Annotated in this window: 18 protein-coding genes and 2 pseudogenes; 10 read left to right on the forward strand and 10 right to left on the reverse strand. The window is 74.0% G+C overall.

The features are described 5' to 3' along the window. Positions 1-55 precede the first annotated feature (55 nt). From ABEB13_RS38415 to ABEB13_RS38435, 5 genes and pseudogenes are all read right to left on the reverse strand, one after another. Positions 56-2187 (reverse strand): annotated as a pseudogene (locus ABEB13_RS38415) (HelD family protein). 121 nt (positions 2188-2308) lie between these two features. Then, on the reverse strand, positions 2309-2794 hold the full coding sequence (locus ABEB13_RS38420; RefSeq protein WP_345709245.1) for a MarR family transcriptional regulator: 486 nt from the start codon (positions 2792-2794) through the stop codon (positions 2309-2311). Beyond that, positions 2791-3284, reverse strand: a pseudogene (locus tag ABEB13_RS38425) (MarR family winged helix-turn-helix transcriptional regulator). The gene ABEB13_RS38420 and the pseudogene ABEB13_RS38425 overlap by 4 nt, the downstream one beginning before the upstream one ends. A 140-nt stretch (positions 3285-3424) precedes the next feature. Continuing rightward, positions 3425-4015: an NADPH-dependent F420 reductase gene (locus ABEB13_RS38430; RefSeq protein ID WP_345709246.1), complete on the reverse strand. Its 591-nt coding sequence runs from the start codon at positions 4013-4015 to the stop codon at positions 3425-3427. Positions 4016-4044: 29 nt separating this feature from the next. Then, positions 4045-4827 carry a type 1 glutamine amidotransferase domain-containing protein gene (locus tag ABEB13_RS38435; protein ID WP_345709247.1) on the reverse strand — a complete coding sequence of 261 codons (783 nt, stop codon included), beginning with the start codon at positions 4825-4827 and terminating at the stop codon, positions 4045-4047. A gap of 93 nt (positions 4828-4920) precedes the next feature. On the opposite strand from ABEB13_RS38435, the gene ABEB13_RS38440 reads away from it, so the two are divergent. The 3 genes from ABEB13_RS38440 to ABEB13_RS38450 all read left to right on the forward strand — a co-directional run bounded on the left by ABEB13_RS38440 (position 4921) and on the right by ABEB13_RS38450 (position 7273). After that, on the forward strand, positions 4921-5745 hold the full coding sequence (locus tag ABEB13_RS38440; protein WP_345709248.1) for a MarR family transcriptional regulator: 825 nt from the start codon (positions 4921-4923) through the stop codon (positions 5743-5745). Further along, positions 5742-6419, forward strand: a complete 678-nt coding sequence (locus ABEB13_RS38445; RefSeq protein WP_345709249.1) for a TMEM175 family protein — start codon at positions 5742-5744, stop codon at positions 6417-6419. The genes ABEB13_RS38440 and ABEB13_RS38445 overlap by 4 nt, the downstream gene beginning before the upstream one ends. A gap of 107 nt (positions 6420-6526) precedes the next feature. Then, positions 6527-7273, forward strand: a complete 747-nt coding sequence (locus ABEB13_RS38450) for an SDR family NAD(P)-dependent oxidoreductase (RefSeq protein ID WP_345709250.1) — start codon at positions 6527-6529, stop codon at positions 7271-7273. A gap of 76 nt (positions 7274-7349) precedes the next feature. Here the strand turns inward: ABEB13_RS38450 and ABEB13_RS38455 are convergent, their stop codons facing one another. Next, on the reverse strand, positions 7350-7745 hold the full coding sequence (locus ABEB13_RS38455; protein ID WP_345709251.1) for a ribonuclease domain-containing protein: 396 nt from the start codon (positions 7743-7745) through the stop codon (positions 7350-7352). A gap of 208 nt (positions 7746-7953) precedes the next feature. Beyond that, positions 7954-8148 (reverse strand): hypothetical protein, encoded by a 195-nt coding sequence (locus ABEB13_RS38460; protein WP_345709252.1) that lies wholly within the window; start codon positions 8146-8148, stop codon positions 7954-7956. 271 nt (positions 8149-8419) lie between these two features. On the opposite strand from ABEB13_RS38460, the gene ABEB13_RS38465 reads away from it, so the two are divergent. Continuing rightward, complete coding sequence (locus ABEB13_RS38465; RefSeq protein WP_345709253.1) at positions 8420-8899, forward strand: GreA/GreB family elongation factor; 480 nt, start codon at positions 8420-8422, stop codon at positions 8897-8899. 71 nt (positions 8900-8970) lie between these two features. On the opposite strand, the gene ABEB13_RS38470 is transcribed toward ABEB13_RS38465, so the two are convergent. Together ABEB13_RS38470 and ABEB13_RS38475 are read right to left on the reverse strand one after the other, a co-directional pair. Then, on the reverse strand, positions 8971-9792 hold the full coding sequence (locus ABEB13_RS38470) for a hypothetical protein (RefSeq protein WP_345709254.1): 822 nt from the start codon (positions 9790-9792) through the stop codon (positions 8971-8973). 127 nt (positions 9793-9919) lie between these two features. Further along, a complete protein-coding gene (locus ABEB13_RS38475; protein ID WP_345709255.1) occupies positions 9920-10267 on the reverse strand; it encodes a PadR family transcriptional regulator in 348 nt (115 codons plus the stop codon). A 172-nt stretch (positions 10268-10439) separates the two neighbouring features. On the opposite strand from ABEB13_RS38475, the gene ABEB13_RS38480 reads away from it, so the two are divergent. Genes ABEB13_RS38480 through ABEB13_RS38495 form a run of 4 tightly spaced genes read left to right on the forward strand, consistent with a single transcriptional unit; the run spans position 10440 to position 12763 of the window. After that, positions 10440-10982 carry a hypothetical protein gene (locus tag ABEB13_RS38480; protein ID WP_345709256.1) on the forward strand — a complete coding sequence of 181 codons (543 nt, stop codon included), beginning with the start codon at positions 10440-10442 and terminating at the stop codon, positions 10980-10982. Next, positions 10979-12265, forward strand: coding sequence for a RodZ family helix-turn-helix domain-containing protein (locus ABEB13_RS38485; protein WP_345709257.1), 1287 nt, complete (start codon positions 10979-10981; stop codon positions 12263-12265). The genes ABEB13_RS38480 and ABEB13_RS38485 overlap by 4 nt, the downstream gene beginning before the upstream one ends. Beyond that, the gene (locus ABEB13_RS38490; RefSeq protein ID WP_345709258.1) at positions 12262-12570 is read left to right on the forward strand and encodes a hypothetical protein; all 309 of its coding nucleotides are present in this window, start codon (positions 12262-12264) and stop codon (positions 12568-12570) included. Before ABEB13_RS38485 ends, ABEB13_RS38490 begins: the two co-directional genes overlap by 4 nt. Then, complete coding sequence (locus ABEB13_RS38495) at positions 12563-12763, forward strand: hypothetical protein (RefSeq protein ID WP_345709259.1); 201 nt, start codon at positions 12563-12565, stop codon at positions 12761-12763. Before ABEB13_RS38490 ends, ABEB13_RS38495 begins: the two co-directional genes overlap by 8 nt. Positions 12764-12812: 49 nt before the next feature. Here the strand turns inward: ABEB13_RS38495 and ABEB13_RS38500 are convergent, their stop codons facing one another. After that, a complete protein-coding gene (locus tag ABEB13_RS38500; RefSeq protein WP_345709260.1) occupies positions 12813-14642 on the reverse strand; it encodes a glycoside hydrolase family 15 protein in 1830 nt (609 codons plus the stop codon). A 420-nt stretch (positions 14643-15062) separates the two neighbouring features. On the opposite strand from ABEB13_RS38500, the gene ABEB13_RS38505 reads away from it, so the two are divergent. Next, positions 15063-15560 carry a hypothetical protein gene (locus tag ABEB13_RS38505; RefSeq protein WP_345709261.1) on the forward strand — a complete coding sequence of 166 codons (498 nt, stop codon included), beginning with the start codon at positions 15063-15065 and terminating at the stop codon, positions 15558-15560. 281 nt (positions 15561-15841) lie between these two features. After that, complete coding sequence (locus ABEB13_RS38510) at positions 15842-16231, forward strand: hypothetical protein (RefSeq protein WP_345709262.1); 390 nt, start codon at positions 15842-15844, stop codon at positions 16229-16231. Positions 16232-16236: the final 5 nt, after the last annotated feature.

A 16236-nucleotide genomic window follows, 5' to 3' on the forward strand; every position in this document is an offset into this window, starting at 1 on the left:
TGGACCTGGTGGGAGAAGGCGCACGCGGCCGTCCTGCTGCTCAGCCTGATCCGGCTCATCGCCGAGTCGTGATCTCCACGTCCGGCGGGACGGTGATGGTGCACAGGCGCTTGGTGGCCCGGGTGAGGGCGACGTACAGGTCGCGCTCACCCCCGGGGCGGGCGGCGGTGATGCCGTCCGGGTCGACCACGAGGACGGCGTCGAACTCCAGGCCCCGCGCCTGTGAGGCCGGCACGAGTCGGGCGTGCTGTTCGACACCGGCGGCCGCGAGCTGCTCCGTCCGGCCGTCGGCGCAGATCACCCCGACCAACTCGCCCGGGTGCGCGATCTCCTGCTCGCGCAGCTCCCGCAGGAGGGTGGTGACGAGCGATCCGGGGGCGGAGGCGAGGGTGCGAGGCGACTCGCCGCGCCGGATCGACCGGATCGGAGGCCGACCCGGGGCGATCCGGGCGAGCAGGTTCCCCGTGGTGGCGAGGATCTCCTGCGTCGTCCGGTAGCCGACGGTCAGGGTGCGCAGGTCGAAGGGCCGGCCGAGGTGCGGGCCGAGCGCCCCCTTCCAGTCGCGGGCCGCCGTCACCGGGCCTGCCTGGGCGAAATCCCCGACCAGTGTCATCGACCGGCCCGGGCAGCGGCGCAGGATCATCCGCCACTGCATGAAGGTGAGTTCCTGTGCCTCGTCGACGACGACGTGCCCGTAGACGCGTTCGGGCGGGCCGTCGACCAGGCTCGCCGCCTCGTCGAGCAGCGGCACATCGGCGTCCGTCCAGGACGGACCGGGCGCGCCGGGCGCACCGAACGCCCCGGACGCTCGCCGCAGCAGCGCGCGCTGGTCGTCGGTGAGCTGCCGCAGGTGAGCGGCGGCCGCGTCCCCGTCCGTGAGCAGGCCACGGACCACCTCGCCCGGCGTGAGCCGCGGCCACAGCTCCTCGACGGCCCGTTCGAGCGTGGCATCGTCCAGGAGGCCGGCGCGTACGGCGTCGGCGTCGAACTCGTCGGCACCCGTGGCCGGTGCGTCGTCGACACCGAGGCGGCGCAGGTCCGCCGCCGCAACCCGGTCGAGGTCGAGGCCCGTCAGCTGGGCGACCTGTGCGTCGATCAGTTCCAGCGCCTCGGCCCCGCTGCGGGCGAGCTCCCGGACGAGGGCGTCGACGAGCAGCTCCTTGAACAGCCGGCGTGCCCGGTTGTGCGCGAGACCACCGGCCCGTGCCGACTCCCGCGCCCGGACGACCGCGCTCTCCGGCAGCCGGATCCACTCCTGTCCGACCTGGATGTCGAACCCGCCCCCGGCGCCTGCCGTGAGCGGACCGCAGAGGCCAGCGCGTCCGCCCATGCGGCACTCCCCTTCAGCCGTGCCACCTCGAAGCCGTCCACGGCGCCCGGTACGACGCCCGCCAGTTCCTCGCACGTCGCCAGGACGACGTCGTTCTCCCCGAGCGAGGGCAGGACCTGGCAGATGTAGTCGAGGAACCGGGCGTTCGGCCCGAGGACGAGCACGCCGCGCTCGGCCGCCTTCGGGAACGCGTACAACACGTAAGCGGCACGGTGCAGCGCCACCACCGTCTTGCCGGTGCCCGGACCGCCCTGCACCACCGTGACCCCGCGGTGCGGCGACCGGACGATCGCGTCCTGCTCCACCTGGAGCGTGGCGACCGCCGCGCCCATCCGCCCGGTGCGTCGCGCCCGGAGCGCCGCCGCCAACGGACCGTCACCGACCACGTCCTGCCCGCTCGGTGCGGAGCCGTCGAGCAGTTCGTCGCTCACCCCCACCACCGTGCGGCCCGCCAGGCGCAGATGACGCCGCCGCCGCAGCCCCATCGGGTGAACCGTCGTCGCCTCGTAGAACGGACGCGCGGCCTCGGCCCGCCAGTCCACCAGCACCGGCAGCTCGTCCGAATCCCGCTGCAGCCCGAGGCGACCGATCCGCAGGACGGTCCCGTCCGTCAGGTCGATCCGGCCGAAGACCAGCCCGTCCCCGACTCCCTCCAGCCGGCGGACCTCTCCCGCCAGCCGCCCGGCCGCGACCTCCCGCTCGTACACCCCGCCCGCGCCGTCGGACGGCGACGCGAGCACACCCGCCAGCTGCTCCCGCACGTCGGCCAGCCGCTCGTCGAGCAGCTCACCCACGACGGAGACCTGCACGCGCTCACGCTCCACCTCGCGCGCGGCAGCATCATCGATCTGAGACAAGAAAGGGCCCCCTCGGCTCAACCCACCATCTGTCGAGGCGCCACTATGCAGAGGGATCCCGGAAAAGTACATATTGACCAAGCCGGGTGAAATGTGGCCTCGTTGCACCGGCCCGGGCCGGTCAGGCGGTCGGCGCCGCGAGCTCCGCGTTGGCGCGTTCGGTGACGAGCGCGAGGACGCGGCCGGCGGCGGCCAGGTCCTCGGCGGGGATGCCGCCCCAGATGCGGGCGCTGACGGGGGCGGTCTCAGCGGCGACCGCGGCGAGGAGGCCGCGTCCCGCCTCCGTGGGGCGGAGGTGTGCGCCGTCCGCCACGATCAGGTGTTCGGCCAGCAGTTCGTCGAGCGCGGCGCGGATCTCGGCCGGGTCGGCCTTGAGGGAGCCACGGATCTGGGCGACGAGGTCCTCCGGCGTCTGCGGGGCGTCGGCCGTGACGACGGCGCGCAGGGCGATCTGCTGCTGGAACGTGAGGCCGTGCCGGGCCAGGACGTGCTCCAGGACGCCGCGGGCGGCGTAGTGGGCCAGCCCGAGGGTGCGGGCGTCGGCAGCTGGTGCGGTGATGGGGGCTGCGGTGGTGGCGGGCGCGGTGCTGGATGCGGTGGCGGTCATGGTGTTCTCCTCCGGGTGCTCTCGTCGTTCGGTGCGGATGGAGCGAGAGGTGCGTCGAGCAGGGTGATGAGCTCGTCGGTGAACGCCCGGGTCCGCGGGGCGTCGAGACCGCCGAGCGGCTCCAGCAACTGCTGGAGCAAGTCCTGGACCGCCGCGACGGCCTGTTGCGTGACGGCCTCGCCCTGCTCGGTGAGGGCGAGTTGCACGGCCCGGGGGTCGCGGGGATCGCGGGTGCGCCCGATCAGGCCGGCCGACTCCAGGGCGCGCGCCAGCTTCGAGACGTACAGCGCCTCCAGGCCGGTGTGGTCGGCGAGCCGGCGTTGGCTGGGCCGCTCGCCGTCGCGCTGCATGCCGTACAGCGACGCGACCAGTGAGTACTGCGCGTGGGTGAGGCCCAGGGGGCCAGCGCGCGATCGACCGCGACCCGCCACTTGTTGGCGAGCCGCCACACGAGGAATCCGGGGGTCGGGCCCGGTGAACCCTTGCTCATGGCAGATAGATTACATGGCTACTATGTCCATGGCTACTATGTCCCGATGCCGCGCTCGCGGGGCCGGGCAGGGCGCGGGCGGTGCCGGGCGGCGACGCGGTGTGAGCCCGGAGCGAGCCTGCACTCCGGGCTCACGGGGCTCAGCGGGTGAGGGTGCGGAACGCGAGGTGCCGTCCGCGCCCCTGTGTCATGGCGAGAGCGAACCAGAGGCGCAGCACTCCGTCGACGGTGTCCTGCTGCCCGTCGCCGAGATGCACGGGTCGCAGCCCCACGGCGGTGATCAGGTCGTCGAGGGCGGCCCGATCGCCTTCCGGTGCGGAGTAGAACAGGTCGGCGGGGACGCCGTCGAAGACGGGATCGGCCAGGTTCTCGCCGCCGAGGGTGTTGAAGGCCCGGGCGTAGCGGGCCCCGGGTGCGAGGCGCCGGACGAGATCCGCGTGGTGGGCCACGGGCCCTGTGACGGTGTTGGCCGCGTCGACGACGAGCTTGCCGGTCAGTGCGGCGCCGTGGACGGTGAGGAGGTCTTCGACCGCGCCGGCGGGGACGGCGAGCACGACGGTGTCGGCGCTGGCCACGGCGTCAACGACGGTCGCCGTGGTTGCGCCGCTGTCCGCGGCGACCCCGTCGGTGCCGGGGTGGCGGGAGCCGAAGACGGTGGGGTGGCCGGCCCGGGCGAAGGCCCGGCCGAGGGTGCCCCCGATGAATCCGGTGCCGATGACTGCGGTGATCATGTTGGTCTCCTGGTGGGACGACGGGTGGGTCAGACGCCGATGGCGGCGATGACGGCCTGGGCGACCTTGCGGCCGGAGTACTGCTGCTGGCCGGTGATCAGCCGGCCGTCACGTACGGCGAACGGCTTGAACAGCCCGGCGCCGACGAAGTTCGCGCCGCGCCCGCGCAGGGCGTCCTCCACGCGCCAGGGCATGATCTGCACCCCAGCGGCCCGGTCGCTGTACTCCTCCTCGATGTTGGAGAAGCCGGTGACGGTGCGGCCGGCGACCAGCGGTGTGCCGTCGCCGAGCTCGCAGTCCACCAGGGCGGCGACGCCGTGACAGTAGGCGGCCACGACCTTCTCGGCCTCCCAGAAGGTGCGGACGGTCCGGTGGAGGGAGGCGTTGTCGCGGAAGGTGAACATCGGGGACTGCCCGCCGGCGATCAGCACCGCCTCGAACCGGGAGAGGTCCAGGGAGTCCAGCGAGGGCGTGTCCCGGAGCAGAGCGGCGAGCTCCGGAGTGTGGACGAAGCCCATCGTGATCAGGTCGTCGGCGGACCACCGGGACGCGTCGCGCGGGTCGGACAGGGCGTCCATCTCCACGCTGCCGCCGGCCGGGGAGGCGACGGTGACCCGGAAGCCCGCCTCCGTCAGCTCGTAGTAGGGGTGGGTGAGCTCGGCGCCCCAGAAGCCGACCGGCCAGCCGTTATTGCTGCTGATCGTGGGGTTGGCGACGACGATGAGGACCTCGCGGGCACGGTCGGTGAGGGAGTCGACGCGCATGCGGTGGTCGGACGCCGCGGCCGCGACGTCGGCCTTGGTCTCGGACATGACGGGGAACCTCCATGAGTGACAGGGTTGCTTGGACCCTTTGCTTGAGTCCAAGCAATCGTGCCATGGGAAGAATTCCCGTAGTCTGGATCCGTGAACGATCCGACGCCGGAGCCCGCCGCCCGCGACAGCGTGGACGCCATCCTCGACCAGTGGCGGAAGGAACGCCCGGACCTGCAGGTCGCGCCCGTCGGCGTCATCACCCGCCTGGCCCGGGTCCGCGCACACCTGGACGGCGCACTCACCGAAGTCTTCGACGGGTTCGACCTGACCCCGGCCGACTTCCAGGTCCTCGTCGTCCTCCGCCGCGCCGGCGCCCCCTACCGCCTCGGGCAGGCCCGGCTCATGGCTGCCCTCGGCCTGACCTCGGGCACCGTCAGCGTGCGGATGTCCCGCCTGGAGGCACGCGGCGTCGTGCTGCGGGAGGCCGACCCCGACGACAAGCGCACGTTCACCGTCCGTCTCACCGCGCTCGGCGAGGAGCTCTTCGACCGGATCGCTCCCGTGCATCTGCAGGGCGAGGACCGCCTGCTGTCCGCACTCCACCCCGACGAGCAGCTGCACCTCGCCGACCTGCTGCGCAAGCTCCTCGGCTCCTACGAACAGACCGGGCCGCAGGCCGTGCGCATCTGGGGCATGCGGGTGGAACCCGCCCACCTCGCCCGCGCGCGCCGTGCCGCCGTGGGCCTGTCCGACCGCGCCGGGCTGCTGGTTGCCGACGTCACCCCCGCCGGCCCCGCCGCCCTCGCCGGCATCGCCGCCGGCGACCTCGTCGTCGCCACTGTGCACGGCGCCGTCCGCAGCCCGCAGGACCTGCCGCTGCAGAGCGGCGAACCCGTCGAACTGACGCTCCTGCGCGGCGAGGAACGGATCCGCGCCCTCATCGCGCCGTCGGCAGCGACCGAGGCCCGCTCGTGAGCGGGCACGAGGAACACCCCGTCGACGACCGGGCCGGGGCTGCCCCGACCACCCTGGCCACCGGACGTCTCGAAGCCTTCAGCGACGGCGTCATCGCGGTGGCCGCCACCCTGCTCGTCCTGGACATCAAGACCCCCGAGGGGAGCGATGCCCTCTGGCCCTTCCTCGGCCACCAACTCCCCACCCTCGCCGCCTACGTGACCTCCTTCCTCACCATCCTGATCTTCTGGGTCAACCACCACGCCCTCTTCCACGCCGTGGACCGCGCCGACCGCACCACCCTGTTCCTCAACGGTGTCCTGCTGCTGACCGTCACCTTCATCTCCTACGCCACGTCCGTCCTGGGCCACGCCCTGCAGACGGGCCACAACGACAGCGCCGCCGCGATCCTCTACGCGCTCACCCTCGCCGCCGCAGCCTCGTGCTTCGTGGCCCTCTGGCTGCACCTCGGCCGCCACCGCGAGCTGCTCTCCCCGCAGGCCCGGCCCCGCGTACGGGCCGCGCTGCGCCGCAGCGTCACCGGCCCGGTCCTCTACACCACGGCCGCGCTGCTCGCCCTGGCCAGCCCGCCCGCCTCGCTGGCCCTCGACGCGGGCGTCGCCGTGTACTTCGTGGCTCTCCCCGCCCATCTGCGGAACCGGCCCCCGAGGCGCGACCCGCAGCCACCCGCCTGAGGAGCTGGGACGGCAGCCGTGCGAAGGCCGCGGGTCGGACGCGGGGCTTCGTAGGATGGCGGGCGAAGGTCGTCGTTCGCGGGGGAACTGTGCAGGAGCGGGTCGCGGTGGTGTCCGGCGGTGGGACGGGGATCGGCAGGGCGATCGCCCGTCGACTCGCGGGCGACGGCTACCGGGTGGTGATCGTGGGGCGGCGGGCCGAGGTGCTGGAGCAGGCCCGGGCGGAGATCGAGGCCGAGACCGGCGCGGGCCGGGTGGTGCCGCTGCGTGCGGATCTGACCGACGCCGGGCAGGTGGCACGGGTCGCGACCGCGATCGCCGCGCTGGGGCCGGTGGACGTCCTGGTCAACAACGCAGGTGCGGTGATCACCGCACCTGCGGACGACGGCCTGGCGGCCCTCGCCGAGTCCTGGCGGCGCGACCTGGACACCAACCTGCTGACGGCCGTCCTGCTGACCACGGCTCTCCAGCCGCACCTGCGGCGCCCCGGTGGGCGCCTGATCGTGATCAGCTCCGCCGCCGCCCAGCGCGGCGGCGCCGGTCCGCACTCGGCCGGCTCCTACGCCGCCGCGAAGGCCGCGCTGCACGGCTGGGCCTTCGGTCTGGCCCGTCTGCTCGGCCCTGAGGGCATCACCGTCAACGTCCTCGCCCCCGGCTACGTCGCCGACACCGAGATCTTCGGCGACCGCTGGAGCGAGCGGTTCCACGCCGAGAAGATCGCCGACACCCTGGTCGGCCGCGCCGGCACCCCGGACGACGTCGCCGCGGCCGTCGCCTACATCGCCTCCCCGGCAGCCGGATACCTGACCGGCCAGGTGATCGGCCTCAACGGCGGCGCCGTCCTGGGACGCTAGGGATAGTCGGACAAGCCCCGGGGCTGGTCCGACGGCCCGGCCCGCTGTCCGCAGGCCGGGCCCCGGTCACCGGCGGTCAGCAGGTGAAGTCGACCAGGCGGAACGTGGCGTAGTGGTCGGAGGTGTAGTAGTCCTCCTGGTAGTCCTCGCCGGTGATGATGCGTCGGGCGCCTCTCGTCGGCGAGCCGGGCGTGACGACGGTGTACTCGTGGTAGTAGCCGTAGGGCTCGGCGGGCAGGACGCCCTCCCGGTTCTGGAAGACGACGCCGTCCTGTGCGTAGGGGAAGGGGCCGTCGCTGTCGATCAGGTCGAGGGTGTGGTCGGCCTGGCTGGGCAGCGCGGAGAGACAGACGCTGCCGCTGACGGCGGCATGGGCGTCCGCAGCGGCGAAGGCGGTGGGGGCCAGCGCCAGTACGGCGGCGGTGGCGAGGGAGGCGGCGCGGCGGTTCCACGCGCGTAGAGTGTTCATCATACCGGCAGTCTGACGGGGTGTCGGAACGCCTCGAAAGGGCCATGACAACTGTTCATGAAGGCTCCACCGGCCGGGAACCGGTCCGACGGTCGCCGTACCGCGGTGCATCGCTTTCCCGCGTTCGGCGGTGGATCCGCCTTCGGGTGCCGGGCTCCTCGGCTGTGCCGGCCCGGGCCTCGCCGTCCGCGCGCCCGCGGTCGAGTCCGTGCTACTCGTCCGTGTAGGTCGCCTCGGGATTCTGTTCCGCGAAGGACACGCCCGGATCCGGGGCCAGGCCCGCCGCCACGCGGTCCTGCTCGGTGAGCTCCTGGAGCTGGTCGTCGTCCGGGCGCCGCGGCATGCCGCGGCCGTGGCCGGTACCTTCGTCGCCCTCGACGGCCTTGTTCGACTTGTGGTGCGACATGGCTCCTCCGTGCCAGGAGAACCCCCGTCCCACCCTTGCTCGGTGCCCGGACGCCCGCAACCGCGGCGGGACGCACGCTGCGGGACACCGGTGGCAGCGCGTGGAAGGACGGCCCCGTACGGTGTCGCCCGCTGTCCCGGCCGGGGCCGTCCCGCCCGGTTTCCCCGCGCCCCGTCGGGCGTCGGGTGTCCCGCTGGACGAGAATTGCGGTGCGAGGTGCCGTCCTGGTCAGGGCGATCGAGGCAGTCCCGCCACCACCACGGGAGCAGCAATGACTGGAACCCCCGAGCCGATCAGCCCCGACGCACGCCGGGCATTCGAGCAGGAACTCGCCGATCTGCGGGCCGAACGCGACGCGGTCAGGGCGACCCTGCAGGGTACCGACGCCGATGCGGTCGGTGACCGGGCCGACCAGGCCGACGAACTGCAGCGTGCCGACGACACCGCACGCCTGGACGCGCGGATCGCCGAGATCACGGACCGGCTGGACGGGGCCGCCACGGCCCCCGCCCCGAGCCCCGACGTGATCGGGGTGGGCAGCAGCGTCACCGTGCGGTTCGCCGACGGCACGAAGGAGTCCGTCCGGATCGGAGAGCTCGCCGACGACAGGGACCAGGAACTCGTCACCGCCGACAGCCCGCTCGGTCACGCGCTGCTCGGCCACCGGGCCGGCGACTCGGTGAGCTATCGGGCACCCGCCGGTCCGGCGACCGCCACGGTGGTGTCCATCGCCGCACCCGGCGGCACCTGAGCGGATCGGGCCCGCGCCGCGGCGGCCTACCGCCACGGCGCGGGCCCGGTGTCCGGTGCCCGGCGCCGGCGTCAGGCGGGGTCGGCGGACTCGCCGGGGCGGGCGCGGCGGATCATCCGGATGCCCATGGCCAGCGCGACCGTGAGTGCGACGAGGAGCACGTAACCCGCCACCCAGGTGGTCAGCGTGTGGCGCGTGATGTGCTCGTCCAGCAGGCCGGGGGTCAGCCAGAGCGCCCCGGCCAGTCCGGCGCCGACGGCGCGGTGCCGGTCGCGGTGTTCGCCTGCGAGGTGACCGAGGAGCACGGCGGCGGCGGCGAACAGGGGCCAGGACACGTACATGTGCAGGATGGTGCTGCCGGTGAAGTACACCCAGAGGCCGCTCGACTGCGAGGCGATCATCACCGCGGCGAAGGTGACCGCCACCGCCGTGGCCTCCCGGCCGGCCCGTGCGGAGCGGTCGAGCAGGGTCGGAGGTGCGAGCAGCACCACCGCGCCGAGGATCGTCCAGAACACCGGCTGGCCGAAGAGGAACATTGTCGTCATCGGGCCGAACGCCAGCAGGATGCCGAACCCGAGGACGGTGCCGCCCAGGCCCAGTGCACGGGTGAGCCACCAGCGTCCGACCGCGGCGGCCGCGAGGGCGAGGACCCACGGCACGCTCCCCGCCGCGACGTAGAGCACGTACCCGATCCTGCGGACGGGGTGGGGGCCGTGAATCTGGCGGACGACCCAGGGCAGTTCGGACTGCAGGCCCCACAGGCAGAACCCGGCCAGCAGGCCGAGGACGACCGGCGCCGCGCCGGCGAGCACGCGCCCGGCCCGGTCGGTGGGGCCGATCCGCAGGCGCAGCCGCAGTGCGTGGGCGGCGAGGTCGAGGTGTTCGCGGAGCACCGCGGTACGGCTCAGCCCCTCGGTGGCCTCGGCGAGGGTCGCGGCGATGTCCTCGCTGTGGGCCGCCCGGTAGCGGGCCGGGTGGATCCTGATCGGCCACGGGTCGGCCCCGGGGTGTGCTGCTCGCTCATGCGCTCGCTCCGTTCGGAAGCAGTCGGGCCCTGCCCAGCCGGCGTTCTGCCTCGGCCACGGCGATCCGCAGTCGCCGGGTCTCCTCGGCGAGCAGATTCCGGCCCTGGTCGGTGAGGGTGTAGGTGCGGCGCAGCCGCCCGCTCACCACCTCTTCGCTCTCCACCCTGATCAGCTCCTGCTGGAGCAGCCGGTCGAGTGCGGTGTAGAGGGTGCCGGTGCGCAGCCGCGTGCGGCCCTCGGAGATGGCGAGCACCTCCTGGATGATCGCGTAGCCGTGCCGCGGGGCATCGGCGAGTGCGGTGAGCACGAGTCTGGTCGGCTCCTGCAGTTGACGGTCTGTCATGGCAGCAGCATAGGTCCATGGCCGCCATATGTCGATCCACTACCTATGTGGCCGTGGGTCCGTGGCCTCCCGGCGCAGCTGGCTTGCGGGGCAGCTGTGGCGGGAATGACGGGTCCGGGTGCCTGTGCGGGGATCGTCCCCGGCCGGGCAACGGGGATGAACCGGGGGAGAGATGACGAAGCGTGATGTCCGGCGGGGCGCGATACGACGCGGGGCGACGGCGTTGGCCGTCTGGTGGCTGTGGATGCCGTTGGGTGCCCTGCTGGTGTGGGTGGTCAAGCACGCGGTGTTCGGCGGGTTCGGGCAGCAGGACCAGAGCTATGTCCTGCTGATCGGGCAGGAGTTGTTCCCGCACGGCGGTGTGGTGGACGCGACGCCGCTGTTCTGGATCTGGGCCGCGGTGGGGCTGCTCGGCACGGTGTGGGCGGTGGCGTATGTCGCGGAGGACTCCGGTGCCGGGTCCGGTGGCCTGCGGGTGCGGCTGGCGCTGGCGGTGGCGCTGCTGGCGGTGGCCGGTTCGCTGGTGCGGGCGGGCACCGGGCTGTGGGACGACGACAAGGACGCCGGCCGGTACTACGCGACGGCGACGGTGCTGGACGTCCCGGCCGGCGGCACCGGCACGCCGCGGTCGGTGCTGCCGGTGACCGAGCACGCCCGCAAGGGGACGGCGGCCGCTGCGACCTGGTCGGCACCGCGGACGTACCGGCGTGTGTGAAGACCGAGCCGATGCCGGACTTCGACTTCGAGGCGCGCACCGCCTCCTATGCGGCGGCGACCACCGCGCTCACCAACAGCGCCGGCCTCACTTCGGGGGTGCATCTGATGGGGCACAGCCTGCACTACCTGCCCGACGCCTCGCAGGGCGCCGGGGTGTGGACGGCCGTGCTGGACGGCTCCGGCGAGCAGCCGATGGAGGGCATCGCGGTCTGGGACGGTCGCGCGAACACCGTGGCCACCTGCGCGTTCGGCGGCGACCACGCCTTCGGCAGGGCCTTCGCGGGGACGGGCGCCAACAGCCTGCGCAACCTGCTCGCCGAGCGGTTCCCCGGCCTGGTCTACAGCGACCAGGACATCTGGGGGTACTGCGACGGCCCGGATCCGCGCACCGCGCAGCCGGTGGTGGTGGTCTCGGTGGCGCGGCAGATCGGCTGGATGCAGCGCACCGTGCTGGAGCCGGCCGGCGTACTGGTGCTGCGCGGCTCGGCCGACGGCCGGCCCGGCCTGACGTACCGGGAGCAGGTGGCTCCGGGCGACCTGCCGGGCGCGGTGTACCCGGCGTCGGTCGTCCGGGCGCAGATCCACGAGGTGCAGTGGCTGGGCGGGCGCGGCGCGAAGGACGACCGGGGCTTCGGCTACGCGCACACCTCGGCAGCGACGAACGCCGGCAACCCGGGGGAGTTCCTGCTGCGTTCGAAGACGGACGGCCACCTCTACTACGTGACCCCGCTGGTGCCGCGGGAGAGCAGCTCGCAGCTGGTGGTGGCGTTCGCGGTGCTGCAGGCGGACCGGGCCGGCGGTGGCCTCAACGACCTCCACGTGTACGTGCGCGGCGACGACAGCCCCTCGGTCAACCTGGACGTCCTCGCCAGCCGGATGGTCTCCTACATGGCCCAGCAGACCTCGATCACCATCAGCGCCGGGCAGGGCGGCGCGCTGCAGGAGATCGTCCCGTTCGGCCGGGACATGTGGCGCGGCTTCGTCGACTTCAACGGGCAGACCCAGGACTTCATCGACCTGTCGGGCGATGCCACGGTCAAGCCGAACCTGGTGGCGCTGAGCGGCAGCATCACGGCGCCGGGCGGGCAGCCGAGCCCGGCGCCGACGCCCACCACCTCCGCGACGGCCGCGCCCACGCCGACCGGGCAGGCACCCGCGCCGGCCGCCGGGTGCGGCGGTGATCCGGCGCAGCTGACGACGGGACAGCTCGCCGCCTGTGTCGCGGAACTGTCCAGGGCGCTGCAGGGGCGGGTCCAGGAGTCGTCGACCCCTCGGCCGTGACCGATCGCGGCGTCCTGCACCAGGACTCGGTGTACCCGGCGGCGGTGGAGGCCGTGCCGTTCGTCGCGCACGCCGCGGTACACGCCACCCACGGCCGTGCCGACATGCTCGCGTTCCTGGCCGGCGCCGGGGGAAGCGGCGGCCCCGAACCGTCGGGCGGCTTCGAGGAGGACGGCCGTACGCGGGTCGCCGACGAGGCGCCGACCCGACTCCGGGAGGACGCCCGGCAGATGCTCGCCCGGTCCGACCGGCGGACCACGGTGTTTGCAGGACGGACGGGCGGTCATACTGCCAGGCGTGAGTGATGATCGCCGCCCGCTGGGCCTGCCCGCGTTCTCCGCGCCCGCCGTCGACCGGCCCGAAGCCGGCGCCCGCCGTCCCCTTCCGCCGGTCGACCGGGCCCTGTTCATGCCGCCGCCCGCCACTGGGCCGGTCGACCCCGCCCCCGCGCGCCGTCCGCTCGCCGACGGCGGTCTGATGTTCTCCGGCGGCGACTGAGCCCGCCGACCGGGCACAGCAGCGGGAGGGTTGACGGCGAGCCGGTCGATCAGCCCGCCGTGCCCGCCCGCGCCCGGGCCAGGTTCACGCCGCTGGCGATGATCCCGATGTGGCTGAAGGCCTGCGGGAAGTTGCCCGTGAACGCACCTGTCGTGGGGTCGATCTGTTCCGACATCAGCCCGAGCGGCCCGGCCCGCTCGCACAGCGACGTGTACAGCTCCTCGGCCTCCTCGATCCGGCCCTGGCCGACCAGGTTGTCGACCAGCCAGAAGCTGCACAGGACGAAGGCGCCCTCGTCGCCGGCCAGACCGTCGGGCGACCGGTCGTGCAGGTACCGGTAGAGCAGGCCGCCGCCGGCGGACAGGCGGTCGGCGACGGCCGCCGTCGTCGCGACCATGCGCGGATGGTCCGCCGGGATCACCCGCCGAAGCGGCAGCGCGAGCAGGCTCGCGTCCAGGCCGCCGCCGCCGTCGAGGTGCTCGCCGAGGGTCTGCGTCGCCTCGTCCCAGGAGCGCTCCAGGATCAGTGCGCGCAGGTCGGCCGCCGACCTCCGCCAGGCCGCGGTGCGCCCCGGCAGTGCGAGACGCTCGCCGATCGCCGCGGCCCGGTCCAGGGCGACCTGGCACATCGCGGCCGAGTAGGTGAACACCCGGCCCTCGCTGCGCACCTCCCAGATGCCCTGGTCCGGTCGGCGCCAGGCCTGCTCCGCGATGTCGGCGAGCTCGGCGAGGCGGGACCAGAGCGCGGGTTCGAGCCGGCCGCCGGCCAGCAGCCACTGGTCGGCGCAGTCCAGGACCTCGCCGTACACGTCGTGCTGGAGCTGGTCGGCCGCGCCGTTGCCCCAGCGCACCGGGGCCGAGCGCCGGTAGCCCTCCAGTTCCGGGTCCTCGACCTCGTCGGGGACGGGGCGGCCGTCGAGGCCGTACATGATGCGCGGCCGCCCGCTGCGCTCGAAGGCGTCCAGGACCCAGCCCAGGAAGGCGTCCGCCTCGCCCGTGAAGCCGATCCGGCGCATCGCGAAGACCGCGTAGGCGGCGTCGCGGATCCAGGTGTAGCGGTAGTCCCAGTTGCGGATGCCGCCTACGGGTGCGGGCAGCGAGGAGGTGGGCGCCGCGACCAGGGAGCCGTTGGCCCAGTCGTCGCAGAGCTTCAGCGTGATGGCGGCGCGCCGCACCAGCGGCTCCTGCGGGCCGCCGTAGCGGAAGCCCGTCATCCAGCGGCGCCAGGCGTCGGCGGTGTCGCGCAGCATCGTCCCGGCGTCGAAGCGGTGGTGGCGGTGGAACCGTCCCCAGGACAGCACCAGGTCCAGGCGGTCGCCCCGGCGGAGCCGGTGGGTGCTGTGCAGGGAGTCGAGCGGCCGGTCGGCGCGCAGGTGCAGGCGCAGATCGGGCCGCCGGTGCACCTGGATCTCCAGGCCGCTGAGCAGCGGGCGGGCCTCGGCGCCGCCGCGCGGCTCGATCTCCACCCGCAGGTCGACGGCGCCGTCCAGGACGATCGCCGAGCGGACGAGTTCCTGCCGGGCGAGCGGCGCGTCGTCGGTGAGGTCGGCGCCCGAGCGCAGCGCCAGGGCATCGGTCACCCGGACGAGGCCGGTGGGGCCCCGGAGGTCCGTGATCAGCACGCCGGTGTCGGGCTCGTAACGCTGTCGCGCCTCGACGAGCCCCTGCGGCGCCATCGTGAAGCGCCCGCCCCGGGCGTGGTCGAGCAGGCCGCAGAAGAGCGGCTCGTCGTCGAACCCCGGCAGGCACATCCAGGGGATGGAGCCGTCCAGGCCCACCAGGGCCGCGGTCCGGCCGTCGCCGATCAGGCCCAGATCCTCCAGCCGCAGGTAGCCGTCCTGCGGGCGCACCGGCCGGAACGGCGGATCGGGATCCAGCATGCCGCCTCGCTTCCACCTGGGCCGGTCGAGCGGCCACCGCTCGCTCGGGGAGCTCACGGGCGGCACCGCCCTGCCGGGCCGGTCGTGCCGACCCCGGCGTCCTGGCCGCCGTACTGCCCCCATCCTCGGCCGGACGGGTGCTGTCCCGCACCCCGAGGCCCGGGGCCGGGAGCGGGAGCGGGACGGCCCCGACCGGCGCGGCGGGCACCCCGGGCGACGCGATCGTGTCGGCCGCGGCGTCGTCTGTCGTGTTGCCCGCCGTGTTCGGCCGGTCCGGCGCCGTGACCTCGGTCGCTTGTCGAGACGAGGCTGTCATGGTTTCATCACGATGCTTCTGGTGGGTGGCCGCCGGCGGCGGGCGCCGGACCTGGGGTGTGCCGGCGGTTGCACGTGCGGTGGTGTGTTCGGGGGGTGAATGGCGTGTTCGAGAATGCCGACTCGGCCGCGGGCGGCGGGGAGCCGACGCCTGCGGAGCTGCGGGATCTCCAGGCGCGCGCGGATGCGCTGGCCAGGGACGTCGTCGCGATGCGGGAACGGCTGAGGCAGCAGCCCGGCCTGCCCCGCGGCGTGCTGCCGGGAACGGTGGACGACGCGCTCACCCGGGCGGCGCAGCGGATCGGCGACGCCGCGGACAAGCTGGCGCGGGTACGGGCCGCCGAGTGGTCGGGGTCGTGCACGGCGTGGTGGGGCATCTGTCCGCGCTGCGGGCCGACGCTGCAGACGGAGGACGGCCGCTCGTGGTGCCGGGAGTGCGGCACCCGGTGGGGCTACGACCGCTCCCACGGCCCGTGCACGGAGCGGGCGACCCACCTCGCGATGGACGCCCAGGGCGGCACCGTCGTCGTCTGCGCCGTGCACGGCCGGCACATGCAGGAGCGCCTCGACGGCGGGCTCCTCCTGGCGATCCCCACCTCGTAGCGCGCCGCCGCCGCCCACTGCGCCGCAGCCGCCCACCCTCGACCGCCCGGACCCGCCCGGGCTCCTGCCCGCCCGAACGGCTGCCGGGATTCCGGCACGCGTACCGCGCTGCGATGCCACGATGGGAGGACAGCACGTCCGCGGCAATCCGGAGGGACGGCCATGTTCCAGAGTGCCGCGCACCCGGGGCCGGCGGGCGATCGCCTCTGGGGGAGACCCTGCGGGCGTTCGGTCGCCCGGTGGCCGTCCTGGCGCGGCCGAGGCCCGGGTGGCGCCGTACGGTGGGCCGGGGATCGGCCGACGGTCACCTCCAGCGGCTCGACCTCGCCTACGGGGCGGAGCACACCGTGGGGGTGCAGGTCACCACCCAGCGGCGGCTGCCCGAGCACGTCCGGGTGTTCTCGACCCTGGAGCCCGACGCCCTCCTGAGCGAGTTCCTCTTCCAGCACTCCTCGCCCGACGGACCGGTGTGCCCGCCCTGGGTGCTGACGTCGGGGCCCGGTCACCTCGTCGTGGACGGGACCGGGGTCGAGGCGCAGCGGCTCGCCTACGGCGACCACCTGGTCTCCCTCGCAGTGGTCGGGGAGGAGACCGTCGCGGTCGTCAGCGCCGCCGCCCTCCACGACGAGGCGGTCCACCTGACCTTCGACACGACCGCCCTCCAGGCCTGAGGACG

Origin of the sequence: Kitasatospora paranensis (assembly GCF_039544005.1) — a bacterium.
In the GTDB taxonomy this organism is placed as follows: Bacteria; Actinomycetota; Actinomycetes; order Streptomycetales; family Streptomycetaceae; genus Kitasatospora; species Kitasatospora paranensis.